The sequence below is a fragment of the Usitatibacter palustris genome, from assembly GCF_013003985.1.
GTDB lineage: Bacteria > Pseudomonadota > Gammaproteobacteria > Burkholderiales > Usitatibacteraceae > Usitatibacter > Usitatibacter palustris.
The window spans coordinates 3,061,382-3,074,559 of the sequence record NZ_CP053073.1; the positions used below are offsets into that span (position 1 = coordinate 3,061,382).

A 13,178-nucleotide genomic window follows, 5' to 3' on the forward strand; every position below is an offset into this window, starting at 1 on the left:
GAAACGGACGGAAATCCGGTCAACGCGGCGGCGAGGTCCCCGGCGCACCGCGATCGAGGGCGGCCAGCTGCTGGTCCACCGAGAGGGCGGCCGCGCGCAGCTCCGCGACGTATTTCACGGGAACATCGCCCCATTTCTCGGCGATCGCCCGGTCGATGAAGGCCAACCCCGCCGCGTAAAGGATCTTCGCCTCGGCGAGGTCCGCGCGCCGCGCCGCCGGGGACGCCTTCGCGCTTCGCGCACGGGTGATGAGGGCATCGGCCAGCGAGATCTGCGCTTGCGATTGGACGTTGCTTGCGTCGCGGGCGCGCTGCGCATCCGGGGGGATCCTCGCGAAGATCGCATTGGCCTCGCGGCCGTGCTCGATCGCAAGATCGAGGTGACCGAGCGTCATCGCGCCAACCGCCGCCCGCCCGAGGGTGAAGGCGTGCCAGACGAGGACCTGGGCGTCGCCCGGCTCGGCGGCGAACATGGTGCGCGAGTTCGCCAGGGCCTCGTTGATCGCGGCATAGGCGGCTTCGGTCTTTCCCGACCAGAACAGGGCCTCGGCATACTCGCCCAGCGTGAACGTCAGGGTCATGCGCATGCTGCGCGTGGCCGCGGGCGACACCACGAGCTCGTGCAGCAGCGCAAGCGCCCTTTCACTGAACGGCAGGGCCGCCGGCGCCGTCTCGAACCGCCGCTGCGGATCGATCGTCGCGACCGCCGCGCGGCGATTGGCGTAGGCCAGCACCAGGCGCGCGCGAAGACTCTCCGGATGCGCCCGCACCAGCGCTTCGAGCTCCACCATCACCGGACGCAGCTCCGCCAACGCGCCGGGGCGATTGGCGGACACGACGTCCGTGAAGGCCGCGCGATTGGTCCGGACGTCGAGCCACGCGAGGCGATCGTCCAGCGTCGCACCCGGCTGCTTCATGGCGTGCTCGGCCACGCGGACGGCGGAGGTAATCGTCTCGTGCATCCGCGCGTCGCTGCGCTGCGCGAGGAAGTTGGCGCTGTGGTCGAGCACCGTCCGCAACTCCCGCAGCAAGGCGAGGTCGTCCGGGTGCCTCGCCTCGAGCGGCGTGAGGATCGACCGCGCCTTGGCAATCACCTGCGCGGCGCGCTCGGGCTCGCCGAGGTTCGCGCGATTGGGCTGGCCGAGGATCTCCGACACTTTTCGATACGCCGTGGCGAGCTCGAGCTGCAGGGAATCGTCGCCGGCCGATTCCGCGGCGAGGTTGTCGAGATACTTGAGCGACGTGTCCGCGAGCAGGCGGCGCGCGGCCAGCGTGCCGTCGACCTTGTCGATCGCATCGTAGAGGTCGAACATGATCGTGTTCGCGAGGCTTCGCACGCTCGCGAAGTGGCGCTCCGCCCGTTCGCGCTGGCCGATGGCGATCACGAGGCCCACCGCGAGCGCGATCACGACGCCCGCGGCCGTGGCGATCGGCAGTCGATGACGGCGCACGAAGCGGCCGGCGAGATAACGCCAGGTGCCGGCGCGCGCAGCCACCGGCCGGTGTGCGAGATGCGCGGCGAGGTCGGTGTCGAACGCTTCGATCGACGCATAGCGCGCGGCCGGATCGCGACGCAATGCCTTGAGGAGGATCGCATCGAGATCGCCCGCAAGGGAGCGCGCTGAAGCAATGGACGATGGGGCCGTGACCTCGGACTGCAGCAGCGTGGCCTCGTGGAAGCTGCGCCCCTCGCGCACTGCCGTATAGGGCGACGCTCCCGAGAGCAGTTCGTAGAGCAGCACACCCAGCGCGTAGATATCCGTGGCGGTCGTGATTGCTTCGCCCGCGGCCTGCTCGGGTGCGGCGTAGCGCAGCGTCATCACACGGCCCCCAAGCCGGGTGAGATCGCGTGCGCCTTCCGGAACCTCCGCCTCATCGAGAAGCTTCGCGATCCCGAAGTCGAGCAGCTTCACCTGGCCCGACGCGTCGACGAGGATGTTGGCGGGCTTCAAGTCGCGATGCACGACGAGGTGGCGATGCGCGTGCGAAACCGCCGCGAGCACCTGCCGGAAGAGCGCGATGCGCGCATTCGTATCGAGGCTGCGGGCCTTCGCCGCGTCGAGCAGCGAATGGCCGTCCACGTACTCCATCGCGAGCCACGGCTGGCCCGCGTCCGTCACGCCCGCATCGTAGAGCCGCGCGATGTTCGGATGCGTGAGCTTCGCGAGGATGTCGCGCTCGCGGCGGAAGCGCTCCTGCCAGTGCTCGCCGGAAAGCCACGCGGCGGGGAGCTTCAGCGCGACGTGACGCGTGATGCGGCCATCGGATTGCTCCGCAAGCCAGACCTCGCCCATGCCGCCGCGGCCGAGGGGCCGCTCGAGCGTGAACGGACCGATGCCCTGGCCCGCGGTCCACGCGCTGTGCGAAGGCGGCGGCGGCGCGAGCTTGGGCACCGTCTCCAGCGATCCGGAGTGTTCCGCGCGAATGTGGTTCGCGACGAGGCGTCGCAGCATCGGTGCGAGCTCGGGCTCGGTGGCATCGAGCCCGGCGAGCCAGCGCTCGCGCGCCTCGGCTTCCATGTCGAATGCCGAGGCGAGCAAGGGCTCGAGGCGCTTCCAGGTTTCGCGCGAGAGGTTCACCGCCGCCTCAGGAGAAGAATCGGCCATCCATGCCTTCCTAACGCAGTGCCGCCGGAAATCCGGCCACTAGTCGCCGATCAACGTGAGCAGCAGGGCGCGCGCCTTCTGCCATTCGCGGCGCACGGTTCGCTCCGAGATGCCCAGGGCGGTGGCGACCTCAGGCTCGGTGAGGCCACCGAAGAAACGCATCTCCACCAGGCGCGCGAGCGGCGGGTCGATGGTGGCAAGGCTGGTGAGCGCATCGTCGACGCGCTCGAGGTCGAGCGAAGGCGGGAGGCCCGCGCCCGCGGCCGTATCGAGGGTGACGATCTCGGCGCCGCCGCCCCGGCGCAACGCGCGCTCCTCGCGAACCGCATCGATGATGAGGGTTCGCAGCGTGCGCGCGGCGTAGGCGATGAAATGCAGGCGATCGGGAAAGGCCCGTGTCGGGCCGGAGGCGAGCTTGAGGTAGCTCTCATTGACCAGCGCCGTGGTCTGCAGCTGCCCGTTGAGGCCCGTGCCGCGCAACCGCGCGTGGGCAATGCGCTTGAGGTCCGGGTAGAACGCCTCGAAGGCCCGGTCGAGGGCCGCCCGGTCCCCGCTTTCGAGGCGCTCAAGGGCCGAAGCGATTTCGCTCACGGCCGTCTCCCGATGGGCTCCCCGGTCAAACCGGGGGCGGTTCCTGGAACGCTTCCTCGCGCTTCTTCGAGATGGACGGCGCGAACACGATGACCAGCAGCAGGCCGGCGATCACGAGCAGCGTGGCGCTGATGGGCCGCGTGAAGAACACCGCGGGATCGCCGCGCGAGAGCAGGAGTGCACGCCTCAGGTTCTCTTCCATCATCGGCCCCAGCACGAAGCCCAGCAGCAGCGGCGCGGGCTCGCAGTCGAGCTTGATGAAGACGTAGCCGATGAGGCCGAAGAGCGCCGTGAGGTAGACGTCCATCGTCGCGTTGTTGATCGAGTACACGCCGATGCAGCAGAACACGAGGATCGCGGGATAAAGGAAGCGGTACTGCACGGAAAGGAGCTTCACCCACAGGCCGATCAGCGGGAGATTCAGCACCACGAGCAGGAAGTTGCCGACCCACATCGAGGCGATCATTCCCCAGAAGAGCTCGGGCTTCGCGGTCATGATCTGCGGGCCGGGCTGGATGCCGTGGATGATCATCGCGCCGATCATCAGCGCCATCACCGGGTTGGACGGAATGCCCAGCGTGAGCAGCGGGATGAACGAGGTCTGCGCCGCCGCGTTGTTCGCCGACTCCGGAGCCGCGACGCCTTCGATGGCGCCCTTGCCGAAGCGGCTCGGATCCTTCGCGAGCTTCTTTTCCAGCGTATAGGCCGAGAACGCGCCGAGCACCGGCCCACCGCCGGGGAGGATGCCCAGCATCGCGCCCAGCGTGGTTCCGCGAAGAGTTGGAAGGGACGCCTGCTTGATGTCCGACCAATTGGGCAACAGGCCGTGGATGCTCTTCGTGAACACCTCTCGCTTCTCCCCTTGCTCGAGGTTGCGAATGATCTCCGCGAAGCCGAACACACCCATCGCGACCACGCCGATGCCCACGCCATCGATCAGCTCGGGCATGCCGAGGTTGTAGCGCGCGACGCCGGAATTCACGTCCGTGCCGATGAGGCCCAGCAGCAGTCCGAGAAGGATCATCGCGATCGCCTTGATGAGCGAGCCGTGCGCCAGAACCACGGCCGCTATCAATCCGAGCACCATGAGCGAGAAGTAGTCGGCAGGACCGAATTTCAGCGCGAGCTCGGCGAGCGGCGGGGCGAACCCCGCGATCAGGAACGTGGCCACCGTGCCGGCGAAGAACGACGAAAGCGCCGAGATGCCCAGCGCCTTGCCGGCGTTGCCCTGCCTCGCCATCTGGTAGCCATCGAGACAGGTGACCACCGATGAGACCTCCCCGGGGAGGTTCACGAGGATCGCGGTCGTCGAGCCGCCGTATTGCGCGCCGTAGTAGATGCCCGCGAGCATGATCAGCGCGGAGACCGGCGGCAGCACGAACGTTGCCGGCAGCAGCATGGAGATCGTCGCGATCGGTCCGATGCCGGGAAGGACGCCGATCAGCGTGCCGAGCATCACGCCGATGAAGCAGTACATGATGTTCGTGAACGTCAGCGCGACGCCGAAGCCCATTGCGAGGTTGCCGAAGATTTCCATCATGTCGTTGTCTTTCTAGCCGCGGCAGAGCCGCAGTTCCTGGAGGGAATCCAGGTTCGGGCACAGCGGAATCGGGAGCTTCAGTCCGTAGACGAACACCGCGGCCGAGAAGACGATCAGGCCCAGCGCGAGGAAGATCACGGGCTTCCACTTGAAGTCGTGGCTGCCCATGCTGGCGACGACCACGAGCACGAGCGCGGCCACCGGCATGCCCATGGGCTTGAGCAGCACGCCGAAGAGGCACACGCCCCCGAGGACGAACCCGATCGGGCCCCAGTGGAATTTCTCCACCGTCTTGCCTTTCCCCTTGAGGCCGGGGAGCGCGATCATGACGCCGATGATGAAAAGGATGACGCCGAGCCAGAAGGGGAAGTAGGCGGGGCCCATCCGCGCCGCGGTGCCCATCGCGTAGCCGGGGAGAATCACGATGTCGCCGAGCTTCACGCCGAACGCGATGACCGCGAAGACGAGGCCGATCGCGGCGAACATGACGCCGCCCCAGAAATCCGTGGATTTGTTGATCTTCATGGGAGCTCGATTTTCAAGGTGCGCAACGGACCGATTATGTCAGCATCGGGCCGTCGCGCAATGACGCAGTGCAACAGTCGCGCCTTATTTAGCCAGGCCCATCAGCTTCGCGACCTCCAGGTACTTCTTCGTCCGTTCCGCCACGAAAGCGGGCATCTTGTCGTAGGTGATGTCGGCGAGCTCGAAGCCCCCGTCGAGCATGTTCTTCCTGAACTCCGGATCGGCGTTCACCGCGGCGAACATGTCCGAAAGGCGCTTGCGAAGATCCTCCGGCGTCGACTTGGGAACGCCGATGCCGCGGAAGGCCCCGTCGACCCAGTCGGTCATGCCGAGCTCCTTGAACGTGGGCGTGTCCGGGAAGAGCGCGAGGCGCTTTTCCGTCGCGACCGCGAGCACGCGGCACTTGCCCTTCTGCAGCAGGGCGAGCGTCGAGTACGACATCGCGCCATCGACGTGGCCGCCCAGGAGCGAAGCGACGAGGTCGCCCGTGCCCTTGAAGGGAACGTACGTGGTCTTGATGCCCGCGGCGTGATTGAGACGCTCGTGCGCCGCGTGGTTCGCGGAGTTCGTCCCCGAGCCGGCGAAGTTGAGCTTGCCCGGCGCGGCCTTCGCCGCCGCCACGAGGTCCGCATACGTCTTGAACGGCGACTCGTTCCTCACGATGATCGCGTCGGGCGTGTACTGGAAGAAGTGGATGTTGGTGATGTCCTCGGTCTTGTACTGCACGTTGCCTTCGAGGGGCTGGAGCACGATGTGCGGCAGGTTCGTGCCCATCACCACGTAGCCGTCACCGGGGAACGTGTTGAGCTGGGACCACGCGAGCGCGCCGCCCGCACCGGGCTTGGACTCGACCACCAGCTCCTGGCCGAAGAGCTTCCGGAACGGCGCCTGCTGGAAGCGCGCCGCCACGTCCGACTCGCCGCCAGGCGCGAAGGGAATGATGTAGCGGACCGGTTTTTCGGGAAAGGCTGCCCGCGCAGGGAAGGCCAGCGAAGTGGCGAGCGCGCCGCCTGCCACCATGAAGTCGCGTCGTTTCATCGTTCATCTCCTCGAGTTGATGGGGTGATCCCCCAATTTCTTGTTACAAAAAAATAATGGGGTCAGACCCCATTCATTTGTCTAGATCGCCGCGGCGATGGCCTTGCCGACCTCCACGGTGTTGGCCGTGCCGCCCATGTCGCGCGTGCGCGGCCCGTCCTTCAGGACCTTCTCGATGGCGGCGACGATCGCGTCGGACGCATCGCCGTGGCCCAGGTGATCGAGCATCATCGCGCCCGACCAGATCTGCCCGATCGGATTGGCAATGCCCTTGCCCGCGATGTCCGGCGCGCTGCCATGCACCGGTTCGAAGCACGACGGGAATTCCTTTTCCGGGTTGATGTTCGCGCCCGGCGCGATGCCGATCGTTCCGGTGCACGCGGGGCCGAGGTCGGAAAGGATGTCGCCGAAGAGGTTCGTGCCCACGACGACGTCGAACCAGTCCGGGTGCTGGACGAAGTGCGCCGTGAGGATGTCGATGTGGTACGACGAGGTCTTGATGTCCGGGTATTCGGCGGAGATCGCCTTGAAACGCTCGTCCCAGTACGGCATGGTGATCGCGATGCCGTTGGACTTCGTGGCGGACGTGACGTGCTTGCGCTTGCGCTTCTTCGCGAGCTCGAAGGCGAAGCGCATGATGCGGTCCGTTCCCTTCTTGCTGAGAATGGTGAGCTGCGTGACGAACTCCGATTCCAGGCCGGCGTACATCTTTCCGCCGATCGACGAATACTCGCCCTCGTTGTTCTCGCGCACGACCCAGAAGTCGATGTCCCCGGGCTTGCGGTTGGCGAGCGGCGAAGGCACGCCGGGCATCAGGCGCACCGGCCGCAGATTCACGTACTGCTGAAACTCGCGGCGGATCGGGATGAGCAGTCCCCACAGCGACACGTGGTCGGGCACGCCGGGAAAGCCCACGGCCCCGAGGTAGATCGCGTCGTGGTTGCGGATCTGCGCGAGGCCATCGGCGGGCATCATGTGGCCGTGCTTCGCGTAGTACTCGCAGCTCCACGGCTTCTCGTCCCAATGGAAACCGAAACCGTACTTGCGGCCCACGGCATCGAGCACGCGGATGCCCTCGGGCATGACTTCGTTGCCGATGCCGTCCCCGGCGACGACGGCGATGCGGTACGTCTTCAATCGCTTCTCCTCACGTAAAGAATTCCTCGAAGGCTCCGGCGACATCGTCGGGCCTTTCTTCCGGCAGATAGTGCCCGCCTGCGAGCGCGCGCCCGCGGACATCGTCCGCGACCTTGCGCCATTCGTCGAGGGGCTTGAAACAGCGCTCGACCACACCGTTCGCGCCCCAGAGCGCCAGGAGCGGGCACGCGAGCTTGCGCCCCGCGGTGCGGTCGGCGCGATCGTGCTCGAGATCGATGCCGGCGGCGGCGCGATAGTCCTCGCAACTTCCGTGGATCGTCTCCGGCGTGAAGCAGCGCTCGTACTCGGCCATCGCCTCGGGCGCGATGAACGCCGCCCCGGCGCCGAACTTCGCGCGCAGGAAGTAGATCGCGTCCGCGCCGATCGCTTTCTCCGGCACGGGTGGGGGCAGGATCAGGAAGAACCAGTGCCAGTAGGCGCGCGCGAAGGCTTCCGTGGTCTGCTCGTACATCGCGAGCGTGGGCGCGATGTCGAGCACCGCGACTTTCGTGACTGCCGCGGGATGATCCATCGCCAGGCGATGCGCGACACGGCCCCCGCGATCGTGGCCCGCGAGGAAGAACCGCTCGTGGCCCAGGTGCTTCATGGCCGCGACCATGTCCGCGCCCATCGTGCGCTTGGAATAATTCGCGTGATCCGCGGTTCCCCTGGGCTTGCCCGAATCGCCGTACCCGCGCAGGTCGGGGGCGACGACCGTGTAGCGCTTCGCGAGCCGCGCACCAATCCTGTGCCAGATCGCATGGGTCTGCGGATAGCCGTGAAGAAGGAGCAGCGGCGGGCCGGCACCGCCCGTGACGCCCGCGACGTCGATGCCGTCGCCGGGAGCGCGGAAGCTGCGGAAACCCTCGAAAAGCGGACTCGTCATGGAGCGGCCAGTTTACGCAACTCGGTCTTGAGGACCTTTCCGTAATTGTTCTTGGGCAGCGCATCCAGATAGCGGTAATCCTTGGGCCGCTTGAAGCGCGCGATGCGCTCGAGACACAGGCGGTCGAGTTCCTCGACGGGCGGGCGCGGGCCGCGCGCCACGACGAAAGCCACGACGACTTCACCCCACTCCGGATCGGGCCGGCCGACGACCGCGACTTCCGCCACCGCCGGATGGGTGAGGAGCACTTCTTCCACCTCGCGCGGATAGATGTTCGAGCCGCCGCTGATGATCACGTCCTTGCTGCGGTCCTTGAGCGTGAGGAAGCCGTCGGCATCGAGAGCGCCGATGTCGCCGGTCCACAGCCAGGTGTCGCGCAGGGCTTTCGCGGTCGCGGCCGGATCGTTCCAGTAACCCGCCATCACGGTGGCGCCACGCACGCAGATTTCGCCCACGTCACCCGCGGGCAGGTCGCGTCCCTCGCCATCGCGAATCGCGACCTCGGTGCCGGCGTGCGCGATACCGACCGACGCCAGGCGCTGCGCGTAGCGCGGATGTGCGGTGTCACCGTGATGGGATTTCGAAAGCGCGGTGATGGTCATCGGGCTCTCGCCCTGCCCGTAGATCTGCGCGAAGCGATTGCCGAACACGCGCATCGCGGCCCGGATGTCCGCGGTGTACATCGGCCCGCCTCCATAGATGAGTGTCTGGAGACCGGGAGCGCGCGCGCCGGAGGCCATGCCTGCGTCGACGAGCCGCCGCACGATCGTGGGTGCCGCGAACATCGACACGTTCTCGTGGCGCTCGAGGAGCTCGAGCACCTCGGCGGCATCGAACCCGCCCGATTCCGGGATCACCTGCGCCGCGCCGCGCGCAAGGTGCGTGAACGTGTAGAGACCCGAGCCATGCGAAAGCGGCGCGGCGTGCAGCAGCCGGCCCTGCACGAGCACTTCATCGACGCTCGCGAAATACGCCTGCGTCATCGCCGCGAGGTTTGCATGCGAGAGCATCGCGCCCTTGGGCCGGCCGGTCGTGCCGCTCGTGTAGAACAGCCACGCCAATGCATCGGCGGCAGCCGGTGACGCTGCCATGGGTGCGCTTGCCGCGAGGCGATCGTATTCGCGCGAGCCCGCTTCGATCACCGGAACGGTGGCAGCCGAAAGGCCCTCCCGCCAGTCGTCGCTCGCGAACACCGCGCGCGCGCCGCTGTGCTCGAGGATGTAGGCCACCTCGCGCGCATGCAGTTTCGAATTGACCGGCACGGCCGCGAGCCCGGCCCACCACGCGGCGTACATCGCCTCGAGATATTGCGGAAGGTTGCGCATGACGATCGCCACGCGGTCGCCGGCGGCCAGGCCCATCGGTCCGCGCAGGGCGGCGGCCAGCCCGCCGACGCGCCCGGCCAGTCGCCTGTAGGAGGCCCACGGCGCCGCACCGCGGTACACCGCCACCGCGTCAGGTGTGTGACGGACCGCACTATCGAGCCAGGAAACGGGATTCACGGGGTGTCTGGGGGGCCGGAATGCCGAATATTCCGGGGTAAACGGGCGCATCCAGAGCGTACTATGTCGCGTAATTGGGGCTTACCGGGAGGGAAAATGGGCCTGCGACTCAAGTTCAACATCGTTTTGTTCCTCGTTTTTGCGGCGGGCATGGCCGTTTCGGCCTACGTCTCGCATCGCCTGCTCCAGAACAACGCCAAGCAGGAAGTCCTGCGCTCGGCCGGCCTGATGCTGGAAGCGGCGCTCTCCGTGCGCGGCTATACGGTTTCGCAAGTGAAGCCGCACCTGGAATCCCAGCTCGCGGAGAATTTCCTGCCGCAATCGGTGCCTGCGTATGCCGCCGCCGAGACATTCACGACTCTGCGTAAAAAGTATCCCGACTACAGCTACAAGGAAGCCACGCTCAACCCGACGAACCCGCGCAACCGTGCGGTGGAGTGGGAAACGGATGTGGTGAATGCGTTCCGCAACGCTTCCGGGACGCTGAGCGAGCTTACCGGCGAGCGCGACACCCCGACCGGCCCGATGCTCTATCTCGCGCGTCCCATCCAGATCAAGGACAAGGCCTGCCTCGCCTGCCACACGACGCCCGCGGAAGCCCCGGCCTCGATGGTGAAGCTCTACGGCGAGAACAACGGCTTCGGCTGGAAGCACCAGGAGATCGTCGGCGCGCAGGTCGTGTCGGTGCCGATGTCGCTGCCGATCAAGAATGCGGACCAGGCCTTCATCACGTTCATGGGCTCACTCGCGGGCATCTTCGTGGTGACCTTCATCGTGTTGAACATCATGCTGTCGGTGATGATCATCCGGCCCATCTCGATCCTCTCGGAGGCTGCCGACAAGATTTCCACCGGCGACTTCGACGTGCCCGAGTTCAAGGGCAGCGGCAAGGACGAGATCAGCACGCTGTCGACTTCGTTCAACCGCATGCGCCGCAGCCTGCAGAAGGCGATGAAGCTGATCGAACGCTGAGCGAATCCGCATGGCCGACACCATCCCGCCGAAGATCGGCAAGTACAAGATCACTCGCGCCCTGGGCAAGGGCGCGATGGGGATGGTCTACGAGGGCTTCGACCCGATCATCGAACGCCGGGTCGCGGTAAAGACGATCCTCGCGGAGTACCTCGAGGCCGCGGAGATGCAGGAAGCCATCGCGCGCTTCAAGCGCGAAGCGCAGGCCGGCGGCCGGCTGCAGCACCCGGGCATCGTCGGCGTCTACGAGTACGGCGACGAAAACGACATGGCCTACATCGTCATGGAGTACGTCGACGGCCAGGAGCTGCGCAGCTTCTTCAAGGAACAGCGCCGCTTCGAGCTGATCGACATCTTCGAGATCATGAAGCAGCTGCTCGCCGCCCTCGACTATTCGCACAAGCAGGGCGTGGTGCACCGCGACATCAAGCCCGCGAACCTCATGATCATGCCCGGCCCGAAGGTGAAGATCATGGACTTCGGGATCGCGCGGCTCGAATCGTCTTCGCTCACGCAGGTGGGCACGGTCGTGGGCACGCCCACGCACATGGCGCCCGAACAACTGATGGGCATTCCCGCCGACGGCCGCGCCGACCTCTGGTCCTCCGGCGTGATCCTCTACGAGCTGCTCACCGGCCGCAGCCCGTTCATCGCGGAGACGCCCGCCGCGGTGATGCACAAGGTGCTGCAGGTTTCGCCCGAACCGCCCTCGTCGATCAATGCGGCGCTGCCCCAAGGCTTCGATGCCGTGGTCGCCCGCGCCCTCGCGAAGAAGGCCGACGATCGCTTCCCCGGCGCGAAGGAATTCCAGATCGCGCTGCTGCAGGCGCTGCAGGGCAAGACCGTGAGCGGCGCGCCGGTGCGTTCCGATCCCGAGCGCACGCTCGCCCCCCATGCGGCCGCGAAGGCGGAGCTCACGCGCACGAAGATGCCGATGCCGCCGCCGGCGAAGGCCGAGCTGTCGCTGTCGCCCGAAACCATCGCCGAGCTCGAACGCTCGCTCTCGCGCCACATCGGCCCGCTCGCGAAGGTGCTGATCAAGCGCGGGCAAGGCGAAGCCACCAGCATCGAGGACTTCTGCCAGATGCTCGCGGAGAACATTCCCACGGGCGAGGAGCGCAAGGCCTTCCTCGCCAAGGTCTCGAAGCTGCGCGCCAGCGAGCCGGGCAAGACCCAGCCCTTGCCGTCGAGCACGCAGACCGCCACGCCGCCCAGCCACCGGACGCGCATCAACTTCACGCCCGAGACGCTCGCGCGGGCGGAAAAGCAGCTCGCGAGCTATGTAGGACCGCTCGCCCGCGTGCTCATCAAGGAAGCGGCCAGCAAGTCGGGCAACATGCGTGAGCTCTACACCCAGCTCGCCGCCCACATCGACTCCGACGAAGAGCGCCAGGCCTTCCTCGCCGAGCTGGGCCAGTAGAATAGGGGCATGACCACCATCGTCGTCGTCCGCAAGGGCGAGGAAGCCGTGATCGCTTCCGATTCGCTGACCACCTTCGGGTCGACGCGCCTCGCGCCCGCCTACGATCGCAGCCCGCACAAGATCGTGGAATACAACGGTTCGTTCATCGGTGTTGCCGGCAGCGCGGCCCACCAGCTCGTGCTCGAGAACCTGCTCGCGCGCACCAAGGGGCTGGACCTCAACGGCAAGACGGCGATCTACGAATCGTTCCGCAAGCTCCACCCGATGCTCAAGGACGAAGCCTTCCTCAATCCCAAGGAGGAAGACGACGATCCCTACGAGTCGAGCCAGATGACGCTGATGATCGCGAACCCCTCGGGGATCTTCGCGGTGTACTCGATGCGCGAAGTGTTCGACTTCGACCGTTTCTGGGCGATCGGCTCGGGCCGCGACTTCGCGCTGGGCGCGATGTTCACCACGTACCCGAAGGCGAAGAGCGCGGCGGCGGTTGCCGAGGCCGCGGTCACCGCGGGCGCCGAGTTCGACACGGGCACCGCGCTGCCGATGGCCCTGCACACGGTGAAGCTCACCGCGGCGTGAGCGCGGTCCGGCTCGACAAGTTTCTCTGGGCGGCGCGCTTCTTCAAGACGCGCACGCTGTCGGTCGAGGCCATCACGGGCGGGCGCGTCTCGATCAACGGCGAACGCGCGAAGCCGGCAAAGACCGTGAAGATCGGCGACACGCTCGCGATTCGCCGCCCGCCCTTCGAATTCGTCATCGTCGTGCGCGCGCTCTCCGAGAAGCGCGGCGGCGCGCCGGAAGCGCAGGCGCTGTACGAGGAAACCGCGGCGAGCAAGGCGAAACGCGAAGCGATCGCCACGGAGATGAAGGCCGCGGGACCGCCGGTCTTCAAGGGGCGCCCGACGAAGAAGTCGCGGCGCGACTACGAGAAATGGCTGTATTCCCAGGACGAGGAATGA

Annotated in this window: 12 protein-coding genes; 4 read left to right on the top strand and 8 right to left on the bottom strand. The window is 66.8% G+C overall.

The annotated features are described in order from the left end of the window. Positions 1-19: 19 nt before the first annotated feature. From DSM104440_RS14905 to DSM104440_RS14940, 8 genes are all read right to left on the bottom strand, one after another. Positions 20-2,605 (bottom strand): serine/threonine-protein kinase, encoded by a 2,586-nt coding sequence (locus DSM104440_RS14905; RefSeq protein WP_171163985.1) that lies wholly within the window; start codon positions 2,603-2,605, stop codon positions 20-22. Between the two features lie 39 nt (positions 2,606-2,644). After that, positions 2,645-3,196: an ECF-type sigma factor gene (locus DSM104440_RS14910; protein WP_171163987.1), complete on the bottom strand. Its 552-nt coding sequence runs from the start codon at positions 3,194-3,196 to the stop codon at positions 2,645-2,647. Positions 3,197-3,221: 25 nt separating this feature from the next. After that, a complete protein-coding gene (locus DSM104440_RS14915) occupies positions 3,222-4,736 on the bottom strand; it encodes a tripartite tricarboxylate transporter permease (protein WP_212758094.1) in 1,515 nt (504 codons plus the stop codon). 12 nt (positions 4,737-4,748) lie between these two features. Beyond that, positions 4,749-5,261, bottom strand: a complete 513-nt coding sequence (locus DSM104440_RS14920) for a tripartite tricarboxylate transporter TctB family protein (RefSeq protein ID WP_171163989.1) — start codon at positions 5,259-5,261, stop codon at positions 4,749-4,751. Between the two features lie 84 nt (positions 5,262-5,345). After that, positions 5,346-6,299: a Bug family tripartite tricarboxylate transporter substrate binding protein gene (locus DSM104440_RS14925; RefSeq protein WP_171163991.1), complete on the bottom strand. Its 954-nt coding sequence runs from the start codon at positions 6,297-6,299 to the stop codon at positions 5,346-5,348. Between the two features lie 81 nt (positions 6,300-6,380). Further along, a complete protein-coding gene (locus tag DSM104440_RS14930) occupies positions 6,381-7,436 on the bottom strand; it encodes a tartrate dehydrogenase (protein WP_281356995.1) in 1,056 nt (351 codons plus the stop codon). A gap of 10 nt (positions 7,437-7,446) precedes the next feature. Beyond that, positions 7,447-8,322 carry an alpha/beta fold hydrolase gene (locus tag DSM104440_RS14935; RefSeq protein WP_171163994.1) on the bottom strand — a complete coding sequence of 292 codons (876 nt, stop codon included), beginning with the start codon at positions 8,320-8,322 and terminating at the stop codon, positions 7,447-7,449. After that, a complete protein-coding gene (locus DSM104440_RS14940) occupies positions 8,319-9,773 on the bottom strand; it encodes an AMP-binding protein (protein WP_212758095.1) in 1,455 nt (484 codons plus the stop codon). The genes DSM104440_RS14935 and DSM104440_RS14940 overlap by 4 nt, the downstream gene beginning before the upstream one ends. 147 nt (positions 9,774-9,920) lie before the next feature. On the opposite strand from DSM104440_RS14940, the gene DSM104440_RS14945 reads away from it, so the two are divergent. The 4 genes from DSM104440_RS14945 to DSM104440_RS14960 are packed head-to-tail and all read left to right on the top strand — an operon-like array spanning position 9,921 to position 13,178. Then, positions 9,921-10,796, top strand: a complete 876-nt coding sequence (locus tag DSM104440_RS14945) for a Tll0287-like domain-containing protein (protein ID WP_171163999.1) — start codon at positions 9,921-9,923, stop codon at positions 10,794-10,796. A 10-nt stretch (positions 10,797-10,806) separates the two neighbouring features. Then, complete coding sequence (locus tag DSM104440_RS14950; RefSeq protein ID WP_171164002.1) at positions 10,807-12,216, top strand: serine/threonine protein kinase; 1,410 nt, start codon at positions 10,807-10,809, stop codon at positions 12,214-12,216. A 9-nt stretch (positions 12,217-12,225) separates the two neighbouring features. After that, entirely contained in the window at positions 12,226-12,798 is a 573-nt protein-coding gene (locus DSM104440_RS14955) for an Ntn hydrolase family protein (protein WP_171164004.1), read from the top strand. Next, positions 12,795-13,178 carry an RNA-binding S4 domain-containing protein gene (locus tag DSM104440_RS14960; protein WP_171164007.1) on the top strand — a complete coding sequence of 128 codons (384 nt, stop codon included), beginning with the start codon at positions 12,795-12,797 and terminating at the stop codon, positions 13,176-13,178. The genes DSM104440_RS14955 and DSM104440_RS14960 overlap by 4 nt, the downstream gene beginning before the upstream one ends.